22 protein-coding genes, 1 tRNA gene, 2 pseudogenes and 1 riboswitch are annotated in these 21,922 nt (G+C 49.1%); of the genes and pseudogenes, 15 read left to right on the plus strand and 10 right to left on the minus strand.

What is annotated here, in order from left to right; translation table 11 throughout:
• The first annotated feature begins 333 nt into the window (after positions 1-333).
• The 3 genes from ACN084_RS07425 to ACN084_RS07435 all read left to right on the plus strand — a co-directional run bounded on the left by ACN084_RS07425 (position 334) and on the right by ACN084_RS07435 (position 1,398).
• The gene (locus tag ACN084_RS07425) at positions 334-807 is read left to right on the plus strand and encodes a helix-turn-helix domain-containing protein (RefSeq protein WP_419106430.1); all 474 of its coding nucleotides are present in this window, start codon (positions 334-336) and stop codon (positions 805-807) included.
• Positions 808-942: a hypothetical protein gene (locus ACN084_RS07430; RefSeq protein ID WP_419106431.1), complete on the plus strand. Its 135-nt coding sequence runs from the start codon at positions 808-810 to the stop codon at positions 940-942. It abuts the gene before it with no gap.
• Between the two features lie 123 nt (positions 943-1,065).
• Complete coding sequence (locus ACN084_RS07435; protein ID WP_419106432.1) at positions 1,066-1,398, plus strand: ImmA/IrrE family metallo-endopeptidase; 333 nt, start codon at positions 1,066-1,068, stop codon at positions 1,396-1,398.
• A 49-nt stretch (positions 1,399-1,447) separates the two neighbouring features.
• Here ACN084_RS07435 and ACN084_RS07440 read toward each other — a convergent pair.
• From ACN084_RS07440 to ACN084_RS07450, 3 genes and pseudogenes are all read right to left on the minus strand, one after another.
• A pseudogene (locus ACN084_RS07440) lies at positions 1,448-1,558 on the minus strand (IS3 family transposase); the annotation flags it as partial.
• 366 nt (positions 1,559-1,924) lie between these two features.
• Positions 1,925-2,110: pseudogene (locus ACN084_RS07445) on the minus strand (IS3 family transposase); the annotation flags it as partial.
• Positions 2,111-2,800: 690 nt separating this feature from the next.
• Positions 2,801-2,962, minus strand: a complete 162-nt coding sequence (locus tag ACN084_RS07450; RefSeq protein WP_419106433.1) for a hypothetical protein — start codon at positions 2,960-2,962, stop codon at positions 2,801-2,803.
• 412 nt (positions 2,963-3,374) lie between these two features.
• Between ACN084_RS07450 and ACN084_RS07455 the strand changes: the two genes are divergently transcribed.
• The 4 genes from ACN084_RS07455 (at position 3,375) to ACN084_RS07470 (ending at position 6,878) form a co-directional block, all read left to right on the plus strand.
• Positions 3,375-3,761 (plus strand): hypothetical protein, encoded by a 387-nt coding sequence (locus ACN084_RS07455; RefSeq protein WP_419106434.1) that lies wholly within the window; start codon positions 3,375-3,377, stop codon positions 3,759-3,761.
• Positions 3,762-4,337: 576 nt separating this feature from the next.
• Entirely contained in the window at positions 4,338-5,639 is a 1,302-nt protein-coding gene (gene mpaD / locus ACN084_RS07460; RefSeq protein ID WP_419106435.1) for a daptide-type RiPP biosynthesis aminotransferase, read from the plus strand.
• Positions 5,626-6,795 (plus strand): iron-containing alcohol dehydrogenase, encoded by a 1,170-nt coding sequence (locus ACN084_RS07465; RefSeq protein WP_419106436.1) that lies wholly within the window; start codon positions 5,626-5,628, stop codon positions 6,793-6,795. The genes mpaD and ACN084_RS07465 overlap by 14 nt, the downstream gene beginning before the upstream one ends.
• A gap of 11 nt (positions 6,796-6,806) precedes the next feature.
• The gene (locus tag ACN084_RS07470; protein WP_419106458.1) at positions 6,807-6,878 is read left to right on the plus strand and encodes a daptide-type RiPP; all 72 of its coding nucleotides are present in this window, start codon (positions 6,807-6,809) and stop codon (positions 6,876-6,878) included.
• A gap of 647 nt (positions 6,879-7,525) precedes the next feature.
• On the opposite strand, the gene ACN084_RS07475 is transcribed toward ACN084_RS07470, so the two are convergent.
• Positions 7,526-7,599 (minus strand) — tRNA-Gly (locus tag ACN084_RS07475).
• 114 nt (positions 7,600-7,713) lie between these two features.
• Between ACN084_RS07475 and dcd the strand changes: the two genes are divergently transcribed.
• Both dcd and ACN084_RS07485 read left to right on the plus strand, forming a co-directional pair.
• Positions 7,714-8,301, plus strand: coding sequence for a dCTP deaminase (gene dcd / locus ACN084_RS07480; protein WP_419101969.1), 588 nt, complete (start codon positions 7,714-7,716; stop codon positions 8,299-8,301).
• A 7-nt stretch (positions 8,302-8,308) separates the two neighbouring features.
• Positions 8,309-9,442, plus strand: coding sequence for a hypothetical protein (locus ACN084_RS07485; RefSeq protein WP_419106437.1), 1,134 nt, complete (start codon positions 8,309-8,311; stop codon positions 9,440-9,442).
• Positions 9,443-9,550: 108 nt separating this feature from the next.
• Here ACN084_RS07485 and ACN084_RS07490 read toward each other — a convergent pair whose 3' ends face one another.
• The gene (locus tag ACN084_RS07490; protein WP_419106438.1) at positions 9,551-10,900 is read right to left on the minus strand and encodes an MFS transporter; all 1,350 of its coding nucleotides are present in this window, start codon (positions 10,898-10,900) and stop codon (positions 9,551-9,553) included.
• A 252-nt stretch (positions 10,901-11,152) separates the two neighbouring features.
• Positions 11,153-11,431 (minus strand): DUF4235 domain-containing protein, encoded by a 279-nt coding sequence (locus tag ACN084_RS07495; RefSeq protein WP_419103942.1) that lies wholly within the window; start codon positions 11,429-11,431, stop codon positions 11,153-11,155.
• A gap of 191 nt (positions 11,432-11,622) precedes the next feature.
• A riboswitch (TPP riboswitch) is annotated at positions 11,623-11,725 on the plus strand.
• A 51-nt stretch (positions 11,726-11,776) separates the two neighbouring features.
• On the opposite strand from ACN084_RS07495, the gene ACN084_RS07500 reads away from it, so the two are divergent.
• Genes ACN084_RS07500 through ACN084_RS07510 form a run of 3 tightly spaced genes read left to right on the plus strand, consistent with a single transcriptional unit; the run spans position 11,777 to position 14,816 of the window.
• Entirely contained in the window at positions 11,777-12,373 is a 597-nt protein-coding gene (locus ACN084_RS07500; RefSeq protein WP_419106439.1) for an ECF transporter S component, read from the plus strand.
• Positions 12,374-12,375: 2 nt separating this feature from the next.
• Positions 12,376-14,013: an ABC transporter ATP-binding protein gene (locus tag ACN084_RS07505; protein ID WP_419106440.1), complete on the plus strand. Its 1,638-nt coding sequence runs from the start codon at positions 12,376-12,378 to the stop codon at positions 14,011-14,013.
• Positions 14,013-14,816: an energy-coupling factor transporter transmembrane component T family protein gene (locus ACN084_RS07510; RefSeq protein ID WP_419106441.1), complete on the plus strand. Its 804-nt coding sequence runs from the start codon at positions 14,013-14,015 to the stop codon at positions 14,814-14,816. Before ACN084_RS07505 ends, ACN084_RS07510 begins: the two co-directional genes overlap by 1 nt.
• A gap of 17 nt (positions 14,817-14,833) precedes the next feature.
• Here the strand turns inward: ACN084_RS07510 and ACN084_RS07515 are convergent, their stop codons facing one another.
• From ACN084_RS07515 to ACN084_RS07530, 4 genes are all read right to left on the minus strand, one after another.
• A complete protein-coding gene (locus tag ACN084_RS07515) occupies positions 14,834-15,712 on the minus strand; it encodes an aminodeoxychorismate lyase (protein WP_419106442.1) in 879 nt (292 codons plus the stop codon).
• 28 nt (positions 15,713-15,740) lie between these two features.
• Positions 15,741-16,322 carry a hypothetical protein gene (locus tag ACN084_RS07520; RefSeq protein WP_419106443.1) on the minus strand — a complete coding sequence of 194 codons (582 nt, stop codon included), beginning with the start codon at positions 16,320-16,322 and terminating at the stop codon, positions 15,741-15,743.
• A 22-nt stretch (positions 16,323-16,344) separates the two neighbouring features.
• The gene (locus ACN084_RS07525) at positions 16,345-16,824 is read right to left on the minus strand and encodes a low molecular weight protein-tyrosine-phosphatase (protein WP_419101978.1); all 480 of its coding nucleotides are present in this window, start codon (positions 16,822-16,824) and stop codon (positions 16,345-16,347) included.
• 151 nt (positions 16,825-16,975) lie between these two features.
• A complete protein-coding gene (locus ACN084_RS07530) occupies positions 16,976-17,872 on the minus strand; it encodes a hypothetical protein (protein WP_419106444.1) in 897 nt (298 codons plus the stop codon).
• A 481-nt stretch (positions 17,873-18,353) separates the two neighbouring features.
• Between ACN084_RS07530 and dnaK the strand changes: the two genes are divergently transcribed.
• The 3 genes from dnaK to ACN084_RS07545 all read left to right on the plus strand — a co-directional run bounded on the left by dnaK (position 18,354) and on the right by ACN084_RS07545 (position 21,921).
• Positions 18,354-20,195 (plus strand): molecular chaperone DnaK, encoded by a 1,842-nt coding sequence (gene dnaK, locus ACN084_RS07535; protein WP_419101980.1) that lies wholly within the window; start codon positions 18,354-18,356, stop codon positions 20,193-20,195.
• Positions 20,196-20,198: 3 nt separating this feature from the next.
• Positions 20,199-20,783 carry a nucleotide exchange factor GrpE gene (locus ACN084_RS07540; RefSeq protein ID WP_419106445.1) on the plus strand — a complete coding sequence of 195 codons (585 nt, stop codon included), beginning with the start codon at positions 20,199-20,201 and terminating at the stop codon, positions 20,781-20,783.
• 184 nt (positions 20,784-20,967) lie between these two features.
• Positions 20,968-21,921: a DnaJ C-terminal domain-containing protein gene (locus tag ACN084_RS07545; protein WP_419106446.1), complete on the plus strand. Its 954-nt coding sequence runs from the start codon at positions 20,968-20,970 to the stop codon at positions 21,919-21,921.
• The last annotated feature ends 1 nt before the right edge of the window (position 21,922 follow it).

The following is a 21,922-nucleotide window of genomic DNA, read 5'->3' on the forward strand; positions in this document are numbered from 1 at the left end:
CCTAATTACGTGCTGTTTGCAGTTCTTTCCTGAATTATCGTCTGATATGAAAATTTCGTAGAACAGTAATAAAGCACCGATATCGCTGTGCGCCCCTTTATGGCTAATTCCAATTTCGGCCCTAGCGTCAGTTAGAAAAGCACTAATCACGATTAACCGACTTAATTAGTTTCATTGAAAGTTTTATCGGCACTAAAGAGATACTATCGGGCACGGGCCATTCACTTCTTTTCATCTTTTCGCCTTTCCAAAGACTTGATAGCTTCTATTTAGATGGCAGGATTTTTCGCGCCATAAGACACTCTTTACGCCTCGAACAAACGTTCGACAAGTTTGCTTCCGCGGGTTATTGTTGTTCGCACAGGAAGCGAACATTGCGATGTTGTTGAAGGAGGCGCATGTTGCATGGATGAGGACTACCGGGCTTTTGGCCGGTTCATTGAGACCCGCCGTAAAGAACTGGGGCTCACGGCTAAGAAGCTGGCTGACGCGATGGGTGTTGGCACCCCATACATGTCAGATATTGAAAACTGGCGCCGCTACCCACCTGAGAAGCATTTCGACACCCTAGCCGAGATGCTCCAGCTAGATGAAGCTGGGTGTTTACACATGATCGACCTTGCCGCCTGTGCACGCGAGAATCAGTTGGCCCCCGACATTGTGGGCTATGTACGCAAAACTGACCTTGCGCGGGTCGCGCTTCGTAAAGCCCGTAAGCGTGGGGTGCCCAATGATGCGTGGGAGCGGGTCATTGAAATGCTTGATGAGCAATACCCCGACCAAGGTAGTGAAGGTGGTGGGGTGTAGATGGTTTCTCGTTTTTCTAAACCCGCCCTCGACGCGCGAGCCCAAACGGTGCTCCGTGACTACGATCCGGGGCTGTTGAGAGCCCTTGGGGCGTTGGATGTGGAGCATTTTGCTGAGTTCTATCTTGGTGCCTAACTGCAGTATGAGTCGCTTTCGCCTGATGGTGACATTCTGGGTTTAACCTGCCTGGAGGACACGCAGGTGCAGGTGTGGGATGAAACTCGCACCACAGCGCTGGTGCGCCAAGGGGTGGCGGGCATGATCTTCCTCGACGAGACCGCAGAGGAAGGCTCGTGTAATGGGCGTAAGCGTTTCACCCTCGCTCACGAATGCTCCCACCTGATCCTCCACAAACACCTACCCCCAAGCAACGGCAATCAAGGAGTGTTGGTTAACAGCCGCTCTAAACACCAAATCGAAAACCGTACCGAGGGTAAAGGCGAGGATTGGTGGGTCGAGTGGCAGGCTGACAACATGGCTGCTTACCTGCTCATGCCAACCCCATCACTCAAAGTGGCACTACCAGAAGTGTGGTCATGGCATGAAGGTAAAAAGTGTGTGGACTTTGATAGGATCTCACACACTGTGTGACATCTTTGAAGTGTATAGAACCCCGAAAGTTAGACACTTTGGTTGTAGCCTACGCCGCTCTGTCGAGAGCATCTTGACGTAGTTCGTGGGGAGTGATTCCGCCAAGTCGTTCTTGGATGCGTTCGTCGTTGTACCAGAGAATGTAAGTTTTAATGACTCGGGTTAAACGGCGATATTGGCAAACTTTTCACCGGTAAACATCTCTTGTTTAAGGTGTGTGAAAAAGTTTTCCGCAACAGAGTTGTCGTAACAGTTTCCTTTGCGTGGCATCGATTGGATGCAACTGTGAGACTGCAATTGAGATATCCAAGAAATATGGTGGTAGTGAAACCCTTGATCAGTATGTACCAGCACATTTTGTGGATGCCCGGCATTTTTTAAAAGCCTTTCTTAGGCTCTGTGAAGTTAGACGTGTAGTGGGTGCTGTACCGATAGTAAACGACACCACAGAATGGTCAAATAGATCGATCACTGGGGAGAGATAGAGTTTGTTCCCGTTAAGTTGGAACATGGTGATATCACTGACCTATTTTTGATTCGGAGCATCAGCTACAAATCTACGCTCCAAAACATTGGGTGCAGTATTACTAACATTCCCGCGGAAAGAGGAGTAGTTCTTTTTGCACCTCGTCTTGCTTCTTAGGCCCATCTGACGCATTAACTTTGCGACCAGTTTCCAAGAGACTGTCCATCCTTGTCGAACCAAGGTGCGGCGAACTCTTCGCGGTACCCATACCGTGACTTACTAGCTCTAAATATCGCGATCTCCGCCTTGAGGTCCTGGTGGCGCTCTGCGCGTTCTAATTTAGATAGATGGTAGTAATAGGTTGAGCGTGCAATACCTGCAATCTTCAAAAACAGACACGGCCACTCAGGTGCTAGTCACCTAGCAAGGGCTGGTATTCAAGGCTCCCACCCGACACCGCAACACTACCGGTGGCAGGGTGGGATTTTTCGTTGCAAAACAAGGAAGAAAAGCGGGGTTAACACGCCCTGAATAAAAACGACCCATTTTTGGTCTAACTCCGGGAAAAGCGCCCCGTTGTATCCAAATGAGTCAAGAAGTGGATACTTAGACGTCGGATTTGATAAGGGCTCAACTTGCCTTAGATCTTTGGTGATAAGGGGTTTTGTTACTTCCGGGGGCGACCTCTAGAGCTCTGTCCTAAGCGTCCGGTGACCGCCATGGGACTGACTCATACTGAAGGGCTGCGCAGCGGACTGTCTAGGGGTGCGGACCGCGGTTTGCGTTGGCGTGTATCTCGTGAGGGGGAGCAGCCTCGCTGGGTACCATCTTTAGTAAATAACTTTATGGATTGCATAGCGCATTAGCTTATGACTGCGGAGCTGCGCTGAGAAGGATCGATGTGGGTGGCAAAACGGAGAAGACAACAATTGGCTTCTACAATATGTAGACTTCCTGCATGGTCAGCCCCTCGAAGGCCATCACGAAGCTATCCGAAGAAGATGAGGCTGCTTTCATGCTTAAGAACGGCAGACCGATGGCGGTGCTCATCTCGATCGACAGGTGCGAGCGGCTAATGAAGGCCGGGATCGGCGTCACCGAGTACTAGAAGGCTTCTACGAGGGATATTTGATGGCAGTGAAAAGACATACTGGATCTACTGGTGGAACACCACACGCCTTAACGAGTCCTTGGATTACGCCGTACCAGGCAGGGGCCTCGCCAGCTAGAATCAAACCCGGATCAACGAGCTGGTCCCATATAAGAAGCGGAACAAAACCCAGTACTCTTCAACCGCTACTGACTAACCCAAAACGACAGTCTAGATGACTGTTCAAACTGCTAAATCGATCCGGGAATTGTGTAATCTTGTCAAGCTAATACATAGCTTGACTATCATCTTGTTCATAGGTATAGGTATGATTCTATACAGTTCTCAAATGCGACGATGGAGTTGAATTTTGATATGTAGGAATACTGTTAAATGGGGCTTTGCTAGCTGGGCTAGCGGTTGTCCTCAGGCTCTTGGAGTTTCGCAGTTGTTGTACTTGCCGACGTACATCATCTGCCCATACTGCTCGAAAATAACTACATCAACGACAAGACACTCGTTTTTGCTCCATCCGAGGCACCAAGGGTTGATGTGACGTTTGATGGAGATTTGGAAGCTCCGACCAGTGAGGTGCGCCTCGCGAATAGTTTTACCATCCAATCAACCTCACTCGCACTGGCTGACTTCATGCCAACCATTGGACCCCGGTTGTTGCGAATCGCAACAGAATCAGACCTTGACGTACTGTTAGTTGCTGCTGACGAAGCTTTCCATAACGGTTACTTCAAACCAATACTAGTAGACCCATCTACGATCATTGCGAACGAAACAGCCTTCGGGCTTTGACGGGGTCAGGGAACACCCAATGAGCGTCTATGGATTGCTTCTGACGGGACTGTGCGGGTGAGTGCTGATGGCACTCCGCTCGGGAGTGTACGTCAACAATTTAGCCATATTAAGAACTCATATGCCGAATTGCATAGCCCAATATCAGGTTGCCCAGCAGCTCTCGAAATCGTATCGGCTAACAAGGGTTGCCAAGAAGCTATCGAGAGTAGACCTTGGTTGAAAAACTTCCTGAATGTGGCAGGCATGTGACGTTCACTCCTAGCTAGAGGAATTGAACCCGTGAGAGCTTCAGGATTTGGTGGCGTTCACGACCTGGAATCCTCGATGCAGTGGGGACGCACTGACTACGGCATCTTGCGGAGTGCTGAAAACGCGTACATAGGTACAGGATCACTTGGCTCGATTATCAAAATCTCACGTGAGGCTGCCCGTGTATTAGAAACAGTGCGGATGCTAAACGGAGATTCCCTGAATGATCTGGACCCAACCATCCGCAGCCACGTAGAAAAATTGGAACGAAAGTTAGGTGTTCACATCCTACCAAGTAGCTCATTAGTGAGAGGGGAGTAGGAAATGACGGCAAATCCAAGTAGCGCGCTCTTGGCAAACCTTCTAGCACCCGTAGATCGTAATCGCCCAGAACACATCGCCATGAGTGCTCAAGGTCATCACGTGACATATGAGGATGGAAGTGTCAAGCTTTGCGCAACAAGTGGGTTATGGAATGTACCACTGGGATACGGTAACCGCAACATCGCAGATGCGATACATCGGGCGGCTATTGATGCTTCATACCTCAGCACGTTTCGTGCCGAACATACGTATGCTCGACAAGCCGCTGATGCACTGGTTACGTTCAGTGGACTGGATAATGCGTATACGAGGGTGTACTTCTCCACAAGTGGTGCTTCTGCGAACGATCTCGCGATGAAGATCATTCGTATATATCAACTTGTAAATGGCAACACGAACAAGGCGAATATCGTTTCCCTTCACGATAGTTATCATGGATTGTCTTTCGGTGCTTTCGCATTGACAGGTCAAGATCTCGGTCAAGCCATGTATGGAGTAGATCAAAGGAATATTCGGCATGTTCGCGTAAACGACGTGAATCAGCTGCGACAGTTATTCGACATCGAAGGAGAACGTATCGGTGGCATCATTCTTGAGCCGGTCCTTGGAAACGGATGCCAGGTTATTGAACCAGATTTCTTGCGTGCAGTCTTCGCCTTACGTTCCCGCTACGGCTTCTTAATTATTGCCGATGAGGTCGCCACCGGCTTTTGGCGCACAGGAGTAGATTTTGCGAGTAATCAGTGGGAAGAGAAGCCCGATGTGCTTTTACTTTCGAAGGCGCTGACAAACGGGACACTTGCAGCTTCTGCGATTTTGTTGAGCAAGAATACTTCGGAAGTGCTCGATACGGTGACAACCGCCCATGGGGAAACTCAGGCCGGTTCACCAATTGTAAGTGCAGCAATCCTAGCGACATTGCGGGAACTCTCTGCGTTTGAAACGGATACATGTGTTAAACAATTAGAAATTAAACTGACAAGTGCACTCGAAACTCTCCGGGAAAGCAATGAGCTGATCACCGAAATAGGTGGCGTAGGCGCAATGCGGTCAATTAGCTGTGTAACTCCGAATGGTCATCCGCTGAATGGCGAACAGGTTCAACGTCTAGTCAGGTTAATCAAGACCGAGGGAGTCATAGTATATCCAGGAGTTTCCGGTATTCAAGTATTTCCGGCTTATACCTACACGACAACAGATCTCGAGTTTATGACGGAACAAATCGACGCAGGGCTCGAAGCGTTTTCGCAGACATTTCAAGATGAATCAAAGCTAAAGGGGGTGTCTAATGCTTCCCATTAACATTCAAACTGTGCTTGTCGCTGGGATGTCAGATCTCCGTAGGTGGATCCATGGCTATAACAGTGACTTTTTAGATATCGTCCTTGATTCATCCATCTTGGAAGGCTCAGTGACGGAAAGATTCATTAATTCTTTGGGACATTCTGTTGGTGACACTCGTGTGATCACGTATCGCAGTGGAAGACTCGACGGTCATCTCCGAACTGGTTCTTTTGTAATCGTTGTTGGAGGAGGCTCCTGCCTCGATGACGTGAAGCTCCGTGTCTATTTGAACTCCCTTGGACTTACGGAGTTGCCTAATCTAAATGCGCGGTGTGGGTTTCTCCTTCTTCCTGAGCTACAACACCGTGCCCACCTTCTAGCGGCAATCCCGACGACTCTCGGGACTGGAAGCGAAGTAAGCCAAGTTGCGGTGGCGAAGAAGCCGGGAGATCGAAAGCTTGTCTTGGGGGCAGGGCTTGCACCTACGGTCGCGTGGCATAATACGGATTTCTTGCAATCGCTCCCTTTGAATATCCTCCATGAAGGTGTTCTGGAAATCTTTGCTCGTCTCCTTGGAACATTTATCGCACCGCAAGACGATACGCATCAGCCTGAAGATGCAGTGGTTCGGGGATACGTGCACTGCATGGCTCCAGCACTAATGGACGGTGACCGACTCAAAGACTCTCGTTGGCAAGAGAACTTACTCAGAATTGGCGCACGTTCTCATCAATCAGGTGTGACGTACAAACGCCCACCTTTTGGAGTTAAGTGGTGGCCAATCGTCAACGAGATTTGCGCACTGACAGGGGAGCGTAAAATCCCTGTTCTGTCGTTGATCCTTCCCCAAATACTTCTTCGGATCCTAGAAGGTGATGATCGTTGGGGAAGTGCGGTACGCCTGAGATCCATTTGGAGCTCGTTTGCAGAGAACGCCGGGCGGGATGTACCTGAAGACCCAGTGGCAGGTGTTGCTTCCCTACTTGCTGACAACGTTCAGCACTCAGATCATCAATCTTTATGCATTCCTATGCTTGTGCAGAGAATAATGCGAGCATGGGGTGAAGGGCTACCGATGTTTCGTGGATTCGAGGGCAATGAGCTTGAGAACCTTCTTGAAACTGCATTAGTACCGTCCCATGCTGTATCGGTAGCTAGTCAAGGTAATAATTGAAAGGAGGGGAAATGAAAAACCAGCTAGAACTTCTTGAACTCGATATGCAGGAACTTGAGGCCATGGACGCACCCGGTTGGTAGACTGGTTTCCAAAAGGGCGTCGAAATTACCGTCGCGACACTGGTCTTCTCGGCTGCGACAGCTGCCTCCGCAGCAACCTAATCCCAAACGATCCATTACTGACTAGTAATGCTAATTGGCTATGTGAACCTGAGCATTCAGGTTCACATAGCCACCCAGAGGACGTGATACACGTGAATAAGAAGAACAACGGTAGTGCCAAGGTGACGTGGGTCCTCATCGCCCTGCTCGCCGCAATCTTTGTCATCGTTACATTTGTCGATGAGAGGTTTAAGTCGGGCTCCCTCTACGTCGCACTCATAGCCACTCTAGCTGCCTTGGCTTTTATTGGCTTTCAAAATCGCCGGGATCGATAGTTATGGCAGAGGTGGCAATCGAGTTCACCTTCCGCACCGGGCAAACAATCCGCATCAGCCTATAACCAACACTCACAACCCCAGCCCACACTCTAGCCCGCTCCATATCCGAGTGGGCTTTTCTCGCGTGCCGATGAAACCGAGCTTTTCTCGCGTGCCGATGAAACCGAAGAGCCATGAAACTGCGGAATATCAGGCAAAACCCGAACCCGCCAACGCGAGCCAAAAATCTACCCCCCCAAGCGCAAACACACCAACGCAACCAGGGGCTTATCAAATGCGACGTGAAAGTGGAGCGGCTGACGGGAATCGAACCCGCGTATCAGGCTTGGGAAGCGTGCGCTCTACCATTGAGCTACAGCCGCATATAGCGTTGATAAGACGGTCTGTCTTCATTTTTATTGCTATGTTGTGAATACTTTAGCGCGTTCTGGTACTAAATGAAAATTTCTGCACGTTTAATACGATATTTTTAGAGTGTGCTTATTTCAGACCGTGATATTCGCCAGGAGATTGCTGGCGGTCGTATAGTTTTAGAACCTTTTGATGAGTCGATGATTCAGCCGGCGTCGGTTGATGTTCGTTTGGACCGTTTTTTCCGTCTTTTTGATAATCATAAGTATCCGCATATTGATCCGTCATCGGATCAGTCTGAGTTGACTCGTCTGGTTGAGGTCGCTCCGGATGAGCCGTTCATTTTGCATCCGGGGGAGTTTGTTCTTGGCTCAACGTATGAGTCTGTCACCTTGCCTGCTGATGTAGCTGCCCGTTTGGAGGGTAAATCGTCGTTGGGGCGTTTGGGCCTTTTGACGCATTCTACAGCTGGTTTTATTGATCCTGGTTTTTCGGGGCATGTGACGTTAGAGCTGTCAAATATGGCGACGTTGCCTATTATGTTGTGGCCTGGCTCTAAGGTTGGTCAGCTGTGCTTTTTCCGGTTGTCTTCAGAGGCTGAGCACCCTTATGGTGATGGTGCATACGGCAACCGTTATCAGGGTCAGCGTGGTCCGACGGCTTCGCGTAGCTATCTGAATTTTCATCGTACTAATATCGTTTCGGACGGTTAGGGTTTTGATGCGCGCTATACGTTTATGTCCTGCTGGTACACGTGTTGAACTGTTTTTTGATGATTCTGTTGAAGAATCATTGGTTGAGGACGTTTTGAGTTCGTGGGCGGCGATGGAGCCGGTTCGTTGTGTGGGCGATTTAGAGCAGAGCACTGCGGACGGGAAAGTTTTTGTTTCTGCGGAGTTGAGTTGCCCTGAAAAATATCGAGGTGTTGAAGGCTTGCAGTTTTTGAGTGTTCAGCATGTTGATGCCGCTCAAGAGCGTTTGACGGTTGAGGTGACGTTGGCGATGCTTCGTACTTTAGCTGGTTCGGTGAGTCTTTTTCATGCGGCTGCCTTGGGTGATGAATCTTCTGGCCGTGCCATGATTTTAATTGGCCCGTCAGGGCGTGGTAAAACGACGGCGTCTCGTTTTTTGGGTCAGCATTTTGCGTATTTGTCGGATGAGACGGCTGTTGTGCAGGATGATTTATGTGTACGTCCGTATCCTAAGCCGTTGTCGGTGATTGTGGAGAAGGGCTCTCCTAAACATCAGATAGATCCGGAGTCTTTGGGTATTTCGGTAGTTGCGCCAGATAATTTTTCGTATCAGCTGTCTCGTATCGTACTTTTGGGGCGTATTGAGGAGCCAACTGTTCCGTATGTGGAGGACGTGAGTTGGGCTGAGGCGTTAGTGGAGATTGCTGGTCAGACTTCTGGCTTGTTGCTCACCGATGATGGTTTACCTCGTTTGCTGAATGCGATGAAGCGTTGTGGCGGTGTGCGCCGTGTGGTGTATTCTGAGATTTCTCAGACATTGCCGGTGTTTAGGGAGTTATTGTCTTCGCCGGCGGAGGAGTCTTCTGCGTCATGGCAGATTGTTCATTCTGTTGAGCAGGAAGTACCGGCGGGTCTTGTGTCTCGTGTTTCGGGTACGTCTGCTGTGCTTTTAGACGATGCTTCGTTAATTTATGGTGGTGGGCTGTTGTCTGAGGTGTCGGAGTTCGCCGCTGATAGTTGGCTGTTGTTGGATGAGCCGTTGCCTGTGGATATTTTCCGTCAGAGGATTGAACAGCAGTATGGGCCTATTCCTGATAACCAGTTTCCTACGGCATTGCAGAACCTTGTGGATTCTCAGATGATTTCTTATCAGAAGCCGTGATGTTTTAGTGGCTGTTGTCTCGTATGGTGCAACACAAAAAGCTAGGGTGGGTGCTTACACAACAGTGTAAGCACCCACCCTATTCTTTGATAAGCGGTAAGTGGCGTATTATAGTTGCCCTTTTTCGAGGGTTTCTTGGTGTTCTTTGCGGTGTACTCGTGGTAGTGGCAGGGTCAGGAGCAGGCCTACTGCGAGAACCACCATGATGCCAAGAATACCCCAGATTTGTGCGCCGAACGCCCAGACGAATAGTCCAAATAGTAGCGGTGCTAGAGGTGCTGCTGCGCGTCCTGTGGTGGAGTATAGTCCGAAGATTTCTCCTTCATGCCCGGGTGGGGTGATACGCGAGAGGTAGGTTCGTGACGCGGATTGTGCTGGCCCGACGAAAGCGCAGAGCCCTAATCCACAAATCCAGAAGACAATAGGGCTTTGGATAAATAGGAGCGGGGTTGCAGAGATGAGCAAGAAGACAAGGCTAGAGACGATAACTCGTTTGGGTCCGATGAGGTCATCAAATTTACCGCCGAGAAGTGCACCGATACCGGCAACAACATTACCTGCGATAGCGAAAATGATGATTTCTGTGGTGCTAAACCCAAAAGTACCTGCGGCGACGATACCGCCGAAGGTGAAAATGCCGGTAAAGCCATCACGGAAGATTGCGGAGGCAAAGAGGAATGCGAGGGTTTTAGGTGAGTTTTTGTAGAGGGCTTTTAGTGTTGCCCAGAGCTTTTTGTAGGAGTCTATGAGCCCAACTTTGGGTGCTACTGGTTTTTTGGGGTGACGACGGTCGTGACGGTAGAGCGCAATAACAAGCGGTGTGCTAAGCACGATGGACCATACTGCTGAGAAGATGGCGACTGCACGAATATTCAAAGAGTTATCGGGTGAGATACCTAAGAAACCGGTGTCTGAGCTAAGCCCAACAAATGCGAAGAGGACGATTCCTAGGGCGATAATGCCGCCGAAGTAGCCTGCAGACCATCCGATACCACTAATTTTTCCAACCGTTGAGGGAGTTGATAGTTCTGGCAGTAGCGCGTTGTAGTTGACGATGGCGAACTCGTTCATGACGTTTGCTGCGCAGATGAGCGTTACACCGTAGAGAAGCCATTGTGGTTCGGGGAATGTGAAGAAGCAAAGTGCCATGAGCACGGCTGTGAGGAATGTGTTGACTGCTAACCATAGGGTGCGTTGACCTGATGCGTCTGCGCGTTGTCCTGTGACGGGGGCAAGTAATGCGATGAGCAGTCCTGCAATGGCGAGGCCGGTGGAGAGCATTTCGGAGGCGTCTTTGGGATCGCCGAATGCTTTGCTGGTGAGATAGACGGTGAAGACGAATGTTGTCATGACCGCGTTGAAGGAGGCGCCACCGGCGTCCCATAATGCCCAGGCTGTGATGGTGCCTCGGGTCCCTAATGGTGCAGATTCGTTCTGCTCTTTGGCGTGTTTGCTCATAAGGATAAGAGTATCTATTGAGCGTGGGTAATGGTGTGAAATACCCGCAGAAACAAAGATAAAGTGAAGAAATTTGTGTACTTTTTACCAGAACTATGTGCACCGTCTAAGGTTCACTTCTAGTGGGCTTATCTTCAAAGGATTTGTTAATGCTGATGAGCGGTAAGTTTATGGGGTTTAAAGAAGTGTAGACGGCAACAAAATGACTGTTGCCGTCTACACGAGGATGAGGTTTTCTAAGAAGTGGTGTTCTTAGACTTCGTTTTGTCCGATGGGGTCATTTTTGCGTTTTGCTTTGACCTCATTGGTTTTACGGGTGATGCTGACCTTGATAACGGTGCCAACAAGACCGGTCAGAAGTGACCATAGAATGATGTCTCGCCAACGCTCATCATCGTCGGGGTTGCTTGCGGGTGGTTCATTTCCGGTTACTTTTTTCCATGTTGCAGAGAGCGCTTTGTTTGCCACGGTGATGCCAGCAAGAGAAGCTGCGGTTCCTACAAGATTAATGGGGTTCATGTTTTTCTCCATCGTTGATGAGTATCCTTAGCAATCCTATAACAGGAGAAGCCCAACAGCGTATTACTACTCACGAATAATTCTCTAAGAAAGCGTGGAAACTGCAGATATTGTCATAACTTCTCTGGAGGGTGGAATTGAACGTGGTGAACAAACTATACTGAACAAGGCTTTGACAATAAAGCCGTATAAACATATACGTATAGAAGCGACAGGGGAGCACCGTAAGGTGCTGAGAGTGCGAAAGCAGACCCTCGAACCTGATCCGGTTAGTACCGGCGTTTAGGAAGTCGAGTTCTCTCAAACGTTCACGTAGTGTAACGTTCCCCTTCCTGTATTCGGGAAGGAAAATTTACGATGGCTAAGAAATCTTCTTTAGCGTGGCGAGTTAACGATATCGTTATCGCCTCTGTCCTGTCCGTAGCATGCGGACTCATTTTCTGGTTCTGGTCTGTTGCGATTTACCCGCTGGCAAAAACGATTTTTGCAACGGTACCAGAATATATGCCTATTATCGGCGGTGGCTGGCTGATTGCTGGTGTGCTGGGCGGAATTGTTATCCGTAAACCTGGTGCAGCACTATATTGTGAACTTCTTGGCGCCATCATTGAGGGTATCCTTGGCACACATTTTGGTATGTCCGTTATTATCTCAGGCTTAATCCAAGGTCTTGGTGCAGAACTAATTTTTGCGGTATTCCTTTACCGCCAGTGGAATATTATGGTCGCAGCTCTTGCCGGCGCAGTATCTGGTTTCGGTATGGGCGTCTCAGAAATTATCATCTACTACGCAAATGAGCTTTCTTTTGCAAAGATGCTGGTTTACACGGCATGCGGAACGATTTCTGGGGCATTGCTTGCTGGGGTTCTTTCGTGGTTCTTAATGAAAGCACTAGCACAAACGGGTGTCTTGTCGTCCTTGGCTTCTGGACGGTCGAAACGAGCACGCGCCTAACCGTGGATACAACATCTTCCATAACGCCACCGCCTGCTGACTCTCAGCCGGTGCGTGGCGTTCGTATTAGTGTACGTGAGTTTGGCTGGCATTACGCAGGACGAGAAAAACCTACTCTAGAATCTGTACATCTGACCATTGAACCTGGACAAAAAGTGCTTCTTTTGGGTTCTTCTGGCGCAGGCAAATCAACCCTTCTACACGCCATGGGCGGGCTATTACACGACGATGATGGTCAATCTCAACAGGGCACTATCACCATTGATGGTATACCTGCTGAAGATGCTCACGGTGCAGTAGGACTCATGCAACAGGACCCAGAGTCATCTATTGTGCTATCTCGTATAGGAGATGATGTTGCTTTCGGTCCCGAAAATTTAGGTGTGCCGCATGAACAAATATGGGAACGTGTTAAACGTGCTTTAGCAGATGTTGGCTTAGAGAAGTTTGACTTATCACATCCGACGAGTGCCCTATCTGGCGGACAAAAACAACGACTAGGGTTGGCTGGCATCCTTGCGATGCATCCTGGTGGTATTTTCTTAGATGAACCAACAGCAAATCTTGATCCTGCTGGTGTTGAAGATGTTCGTGATGCCGTAATACGCGCACAAAAACATACGGGAGCAACCCTTGTCGTTATTGAACATCGTGTTGGTGTGTGGGCTGAGCATATGGACAGAATTATTGTTCTTGGTGCAGGCGGACGTGTTACTCATGACGGTTCACCTACTGAGGTTCTTGCAGAAGCGAGGGAAGAGCTTATTTCTGCGGGGGTATGGGTTCCTGACTACACGCCAGAGGTTCTTCCTTCAACGCAACAGGCTGGGGCAGAGCTAATTTGTGCTCGTAATGTGGCAGTAACTCGTCATTATCCTTCTGCACGAGAGCGACGTAAACGACGAAAGGCCCTTAAGAATTGTTCTGAACCGTATATTTTTGATGCGCCTATTGTTTCTTCAGGGATTAATGCTTCTATCCGAGCTGGTGAACATACAAGTGTCCTTGGCTGTAATGGTGCCGGAAAATCTACTTTTGCTCTGACCTTAGCTGGGTTACTCTACCCTGTTTCTGGGGAGATTGTAGCAACGTCAGCATTTTTAGAAGACGCTGCTCCTTCACCGTCACGGCAGTATAAGGAGCCTTCACCTGATATGACACAGTGGCGTTCTCGTGATATTGCTTCGCGTATTGGTCTAGTCTTTCAAGAACCTGAGCAACAGTTTTTAACTGCTACGGTACGTGAAGAACTTGAATTTGGGCCACGACAACTTGCGCGGCTTCGTCAAGAACCTGTCGACGAACAAGCTCTTAAACACCGTATTGACGCGTTATCTGAACGTTTACGTTTGCGTCATCTTGAAGGAGCAAACCCGTTCACCCTTTCTGGGGGTGAGAAACGCCGTCTTTCTGTAGCAACCGCATTGGCAACAGCACCTCAGGTCCTCATTCTTGACGAACCTACTTTTGGGCAAGACGCTCATACGTGGAAGGAATTGGTGCTTTTGATTCAAGAACTCTTGGAACAGGGCACAGCAGTCGTTTCAGTAACTCACGATGATGATTTTGTGCGTGCTTTAGGAGGAATACAGCTAAGGCTTATCTCGGAATCAGACTATCACGGGGAAGAAGAACGTTGATGAGTTTTGATATTTTTGCGTCTACCGCAGAAAAAGAAGGGATTCTTGGAAGCGTTAATGCAGGGGTTAAAGTTGCGCTCACTTTGCTTCTGACAATTATCCTTATTCTGCTCAAAGATTGGGTGAGCATCACCATCATCTTTTGTATCGAGTTAGTGGGTTTATGGGCCCTGGGGTTGAACCCTGTGCGTCTTTTGGGTCAGCTTTGGCCTGTATTATTTGGTGTTCTACTATCGGGCTGGTCGACTGCTCTTTTGGTGGAGAAGACAGGGACGATGCTTTTTGACATGGGATTTTTGTCGATGAGCACTGGTTCTCTTGTGACAGGTATTGTTCTGACTATTCGTGGCTTGGCAATGGTTCTTCCTGGGATGATGCTCATGCTAACAACCGACCCAACGGACGTTGCTGATTCTTTGGCGCAGAGCGCAAAATTGCCGGTTCGTTTTGTGCTCGGAGCATTGGTTGCTTTACGTCTTGTCGGGTTGTTGTTGAGCGAATGGAATACACTAGGGCAGGCTCGACGCGCTCGCGGTCTTGGATCAGAAGATACGTTGTGGCAACGTGTTAAAACGTTTTGTGGTCAGAGCTTCGCCTTGTTAGTTCAGGCTATTCGTCGTGGTACACGCTTATCTATAACGATGGAGGCCCGCGGTTTTGGGTCTGCTTCAACTCGCACTTGGGCTCGTATACCGCAGTACGGTCTCGTAGACGTATGGTTTACGGTGGGTGTTGTACTGACGGTTTTGGCAGGTGTTTTAGGTGCTTTAGGATCCGGTACCTTAACTTTTATCTGGCAGTAGTTTTAAGGTTGCGTGTTTTACCCTTCTGCAAGGAATGCTAAGAATTCTTCAGTGGTCTGTTGGGACGTTGCTAATGCTGTTCCGTTGAGGTGTGTTACAGGAGCGATAAGCCGTACGGAAGAGGCTAACCAGACACCTTCAGATTCGAGTAAATCCTGAGGGTAAAGTTCTTGGTATTTGAGTTCCCAGCCGTGTTTGCGTGCTTGCTCAAAAATCATTCCTTGGGTAGTGCCGGGGAGGATTCCGTGGTTTGGTTCTGGGGTGAGGAGGGTTTTTTGCCCATTAATAGTTTGTGCCACAATGACAGAGCTGGTTGCGCCTTCTAGAATACGGCGGTCATCGGTGATGAAGATTGCTTCGTCTGCTCCTTGGGTTCGTACGTATCGTAGGACGGCCATGTTGATGGCGTACGAGAGAGTTTTTGCGCCGGCAAGTAGCCACGGGTATGCGGTGTCTTGAGCAGGATCATGTCCGCGAGGCAGAGTGATTGCTTTGACACCGTGGGTTCTTTGGTCGAGGGTATTCTGAGGCGTCGGTGCGACGGTAACCCAGCTGTGTGGGCCGTTTGCTGTGGTACCACGAGAGATAATAATTTTGACGGTGTGTTCTTCACCTAGTGTCGTGGTGTGAGCCTGTTCGGCATTTTCTAGGGCGGTCTTAAGCGCTTGAGTGAGGTGCTCTTTTGCTGGTAGAGGGAGTTGCAATTTTCGGGCAGAATTTGTTAGCCGTTCAAAGTGTGCATCAAATTTTCGGATGCTGCGGTTAACGGCAATCATCGTTTCAAAGACGCCGTCTCCGCGGGTGAGTCCTTCATCTTCGATGCTGATGAGGGGGCGTGAGGGGTCTACAAGTTCTCCCTCTGGGTGCTGAGGGGTGAGCATTACTACTGTTGTCATAATTTCATCCTATTCTTGGGGTGTCGTTTTATACAGGTGGCAAGAAAATATAGTCAATATGTGATGCTGGGTGTGCAGGTAGTTGGAGGTTTTCTTGTTCTGCCCACGTATCCCAATAGGGGCGGTATGTTTCTCCGTCACGGTTGAGCGCTCGTTCTTTGCGGTGATGTGATGACATATCGAGCCAACATGTGATGACGTTAAATGGTGCTTGGTAGCTGTGAGGCGGTGTGGCGCCGACGCCCTCGACGATGAGCGTTTGGCGTGGGTCAATTGTCGTGAGGTGTGGACCTGTTGGTTGTTGTGTTTCCCAATCCCAACCGAACCAGATGAGGGGTGATTGCGGGTTATCACTGAGGTTATTGAGGTTGCGGCGCCATTGCTTGATACCTGCTTGTAGCCCGTTCCATCCTTGATAGAGATTTTCGAGGGTGAAGATCTGGGATGGAATGTTGCGTTGGTTAAGGTAGGTGTAGAGGCTATGGGAGAACGTTGTTTTTCCGGCCCCGCTTCGTCCATCAATAGTGATAATTTTGGGCGCGCCTTGTTGGCAGATGTTGTGGTGGATTTTTTCGAGTAGCTGTTGTTCTTCAATGCACAGTACGCTCATGGGCGTTGAATTTTCCTCGTTTTTAGTGGGACTGGATGTAGTGGATAATTCCGGGTATGGCATCTTCAATCATGCGTTGGGTGCAGTAGAAGTCTTCTTGAGTTCCATACCAAGGGTCATAGATGCCGAGTTCTTTGAACGGTGTGTTACATAGTTGCGGGTCGTATTCACGCCAGAGGTGTATTTTTTCTTGGTCTTTGGGGTTTCGTGCGAGTTGCTGTAACCGTTGGTAATGGTTGGTGTCCATGGCAAGAATAAGGTGGTATATGTCAAAGTCTTCTCGTGTGAAGGTTTTGGCACGGTGTTTGCTACTGTCGATTCCGCGTTCGTTGAGGACTTTTTGTGCTCTTGGGTCGATAGGGTTTCCGTATTCTTCGGAAGATATTCCGCATGAGGATACTTCAACATTGAGTTGTAGTGATGTAATTTTTTCTCTGAGGAGGTATTCCCCCATAGGGGACCGGCAAATATTTCCTGTACAGACAACCAAGATTTTATTCATGTTTCTATCTTTCCACGTTGGGAGAGATATTACCTATCTTTTCTTTTGCACGAATAATGGGGTAGAAGAACTGATAGAAAAAGCGGTTTCTTTGCTCCTCCTAGTAGGAGAACCAAAGAAACCGCTTAAGAATTTTTATACGAGATGGAGTTTAGAATTTTCCGTCGTATGCTGAACGGTTGATGGGACCTGCATATCCGACGGTGTCAAGTACGTGCCAGTGTCCCATGTCGTTGTTGCGGATAACCCAGATAGCTTTGACCCAGCTCTTTCCGGAGGAGAACCAACGGTTATTGAGGTTGAGGTTGAGGCGTCCAATTCCGGTTTTCCCGGAGAAACGTAGTTTCTGTGCTTGAACCATGATGGAGCCTGAGGGTAGAACGATATCAGAGCCGTTGGGGTTACCGGTGGAACCGTTAAATGAGTGGGGGATGACTGCGCCAGAAACGTTAACTGGTGCAGACCAGTTACCGGCGTAGAATCCTGGTGCGCTTCCGGACCCGGTGGTGATGGATTGGAAGCGTGCGCTTGCGTTGCCGTAGGCGTTAGTGCGGTTGTAATCATTGTTAACGGGGACGATGTAGCACTGTACGTCGTAGCCGTTAGGTCCTGCGTCTTCTGCGGAGAGCGCTAGTGAGACTTCACGTCCCCAATGCCATGCTCGTCCTTCACCATTGGACTGGTCAATAAAGGACGCGCAAGGGATGTCTTTGCGCCATGCTCCGTCGGGGCATCCTGCAGGTAGCGTTGGGTATGAGGGGTTTGTTGCTCCACCGTGTCCACCGTGGCCACCGTGGCCACCGTGTCCGCCGGTGCTTCCCCCGTTACCGTGACCTCCACCTTGGTGACCACCGTTTCCGTGCCCACCGTCGTGGTGTCCCCCACCGGTGCTTCCACCATTACCATGACCGCCGTGATGGTGACCGTGTCCCTGATTATCATCGGTGCCGGTGCTATTGGAGAATGCCGCTGTGGTAGTGATAGCCAGTGCTGGGATTGCTAAGGCTGCGCCTTTGAGGACGATGCGGCGTGATTCTGAGTGAGTCATGCTGTCTTCCTAACATATGTTTTGTGATAGGTGGCGCGATAGTGCGCCCGGTCTTGCTCTAGCGTATGTCAGTTTTTTGTAGAGGAGACATGAAAGAACAGAATTGTAGGGACAAGTGTTTACACCTGTCCGCTAGGTAGATGTGTCATATTTCTGATGGTTACGTATCGGCTGGTTCTGAAGTCTTATATGGCTTTTCAACCGGTGGAGCAACAACCCCCTCAATAATTAATTGCTGAAAGCGAACAGTTCACAATATTTACTCAATAAATGCCGGTTCTTAGGCCGTTTTTTGAGTGTTCTAAGGTAAACATACGCAAAAAATACTGCTATCCATATAAATAAAGTTGAGTTAATTCGACTCAACTCTATTGACAAATAGATAAGAAGTGAGAAACTTAAGACAAGCGCTTATCGAAAAAGCTGTTCGATAAAGCTAAATATCTAAGAAAACAACATCTATCTCTAAGGAGTGCATATTATGTCACGTGCAGTAGGCATTGACCTCGGTACCACAAACTCAGTCGTTTCAGTTCTTGAAGGCGGCGAACCTACCGTTATTGCTAACGCAGAAGGTGCGCGCACCACCCCCTCTATCGTTGCATTCTCTAAAGATGGAGAAGTTCTTGTTGGTGACGTCGCAAAACGTCAGGCTGTTACCAACGTCGACCGCACCATTGCTTCGGTAAAACGCCACATGGGAACCAACTGGACCACCGATATTGACGATAAAAAATACACCGCTCAAGAAATTTCAGCACGTACTCTGATGAAGCTCAAAGGCGACGCAGAGGCATACCTCAACGACACCGTAACCGACGCCGTTATCACCGTTCCTGCATACTTTAACGACGCAGAACGTCAGGCAACTAAAGAAGCAGGCGAAATCGCAGGCCTAAACGTACTACGTATCGTCAACGAGCCTACTGCTGCAGCGTTGGCATACGGACTAGACAAGGGTAAAGAAGACGAGCTCATCCTCGTGTTTGACCTTGGCGGTGGTACTTTCGACGTTTCCTTGCTTGAAGTTGGCAAGGACGAAGACGGATTCTCTACCATTCAGGTTCGTGCAACCTCCGGCGACAACCGCCTCGGTGGCGACGACTGGGATCAGCGTATCGTCGACTGGCTGCTCGAACAGGTCAAGTCCAAGAGCGGCGCTGATCTTTCTAAAGACAAGATTGCTCTTCAGCGTCTTCGTGAAGCAGCTGAACAAGCTAAAAAAGAACTCTCTTCTGCAACCTCAACCAATATCTCTTTGCAGTACCTCTCTGTAACCCCAGAAGGTCCTATCCACTTGGACGAGAAACTCTCTCGTGCAAAGTTCCAGGATATGACTGCTGATTTACTTGAACGCACTAAGAAGCCTTTCAATGATGTTATTAAAGAAGCTGGTGTTTCCGTTTCTGAGATTGCACACGTAATTCTTGTGGGCGGTTCAACCCGTATGCCAGCAGTAAGCGAAGTTGTCAAAGAATTGACCGGTGGTCGCGAACCTAACAAGGGTGTTAACCCTGATGAGGTTGTCGCTATGGGCGCTGCTATTCAGGCAGGCGTGCTCAAGGGTGACCGCAAAGACGTTCTTCTCATCGACGTTACTCCGCTATCTCTTGGTATCGAAACCAAGGGTGGTGTGATGACTAAGCTCATCGAACGTAACACCGCTATTCCTACCAAGCGTAGCGAAACCTTCACCACTGCAGAAGACAACCAGCCTTCTGTTTCTATTCAGGTGTTCCAAGGCGAACGCGAATTTACTCGTGATAATAAGAACCTTGGTACCTTTGAGCTAACTGGTATTGCTCCTGCACCTCGTGGCGTTCCTCAGATTGAAGTGACCTTCGATATCGACGCAAACGGTATCGTTCACGTATCCGCTAAGGACAAGGGCACCGGTAAGGAACAGTCCATGACCATTACCGGTGGATCTTCCCTCTCTAAGGAAGACATCGACCGCATGGTTAAGGATGCTGAAGCACACGCTGAACAGGATAAGGCTCGTCGTGAGGCTGCAGAAACCCGCAACCAAGCGGAAACTGCTGCATACTCCATCGAAAAACTTATCAAGGAGAACGGCGATAAGCTCCCTGAAGAGGTCAAGACTGAAGTTCAGGCAGATGTCGACGAACTCAAGAAGGCTCTCGAAGGTGAAGATGACGACGCCGTCAAGTCTGCATTTGAGAAATTGCAGGCTAGCCAGAGCAAACTTGGCGAAGCTATCTACGCCGCAGCTCAGGCAGAAGCAACTCAAGAAGGTGCTGCTGAAGCTGACGACGACGTAGTAGACGCCGAAGTCATCGATGACGACAACGAAAAGAAATAAGTGATGTCCGAGAATACTAACAACTCTCAGAACACTGATCCTTTGGAAGAAGCTTTCAACGCTCCTTCTGCACCAGAACACCCAGAGCCACAAGAAGACGCTGCAACAGAACCTCTACCTGAGGACGTTTCAGCAGAAGCTGAGGCCTCTGAAGAAGTAGCTGAAGATTTTGAGCAGGTGGCACTTGAACGCCTCGAGGATTTGCGCCGGTTACAGGCAGAGTTCACGAACTTCAAGAACCGCAGCGCAAAAGAGAAGGAACAGTTGCGTCAGTTTGTTATCTCTGATGTGGTATCTGCTTTGCTGCCAGTCATTGATGATATCGATGCAGCTCGTCAGCATGGTGACCTTGAAGAAGGCCCGTTTGCTGCCATCGCTAATAAGCTAGAGGAAACTCTTGGTAAGCAGGGTATGGAACGTTATGGTGCTGTCGGCGATAAGTTCGACCCGAAGGTTCACGAAGCTGTTCTGCAGCAGCCTTCTGAGGACATTCCAGAAGACCATGTAGCAATGGTGTTGCGACATGGGTATCGTGTGAATGATCGAATTGTGCGAACTGCACAGGTTGCTGTTGCGGCAGCAATGTAAATAGATAAAAGTGTAGGCGGGCTCGAATCAGCGGGTCCGCCTGCACTACACTTAGGGGATTTACTCCTCTGTACCGTACCTGATATGGCAGGAACGTGCCTCTGACAGAGAGGGATTAACTGCCTCTTGTTATATAGATTTTTAAGAGAACTTAAGGAACGCTTTTGAAAGGAGGCGTCAAAACATGGCTAGCGAAAATTGGCTTCATCAAGACTTCTACAAGGTGCTGGGCGTCTCTGAGAAGGCGAGCGATGCTGACATTAAAAAGGCATATCGAAAATTAGCACGTAAATATCATCCAGATCAGAACCCTGGAGATACTGTAGCTGAGAAAAAATTTAAAGAAGTATCTGAAGCGTATGATGTTCTTTCTGATAAGAAACAGCGTGAAGAATATGACCAGATTCGCACATACGGTGCCGCTGGTTTTGGTGGGGGAGGATTCCCCGGAGGTTCTGGATTCCCCGGAGGTTTCAGTAGCACTTCGACCTCCAGTAACGTTAATCTCGAAGATCTATTGGGTGGTCTTTTCGGAGGTGGAGGTTTTGGGGGTGCTTCTGCCGGCGGTTTCGGTGGTTTTTCTCAGCCTGCGCCTAAAGGTCAAGACGCTCAAACAAGTGTCACCATTTCTTTTGCTGATGCTTATCGAGGAACGACTGCTTCTGTTATTCGTCCAGATGGCTCTGAAGCTAAAGCTCGTATTCCTGCTGGCATTAAAGATGGACAAAAAATTAAGTTGCGGGGTAAAGGACACCCCGGTCCTGGCGGAGCTGGCGATTTGACGGTTGTCGTTAAGGTTCGTAAACATCCCGTCTTTACGCGTGAAGGCAATGATGTGATTGTCCATATTCCTATCAGCATTAAAGAAGCTGTTCAAGGAACTCTTCTTAGCGTCCCCACCCCTTCTGGTAAGACTGTTAAACTCCGTTTGGCTGCTGGTTCTTCTTCCGGTGTAAAACTTCGTGCTAAAGGCTATGGATTCCCCTCTAAAACCGGGGCAGGTCATCTGATGGTTATTCCAGAAATTCATCTTCCTCAGAATCTTTCTGAACAGGCGCAAGAAGCTTTTGATACGTTCCTTGCTGCTGCAGATGACAATACTGTACGAGACGAATTTCTACGGAAAGCAGCTGAGTAAG

It is taken from the genome of Rothia sp. P7208 (assembly GCF_048512915.1).
Lineage (GTDB): Bacteria > Actinomycetota > Actinomycetes > Actinomycetales > Micrococcaceae > Rothia.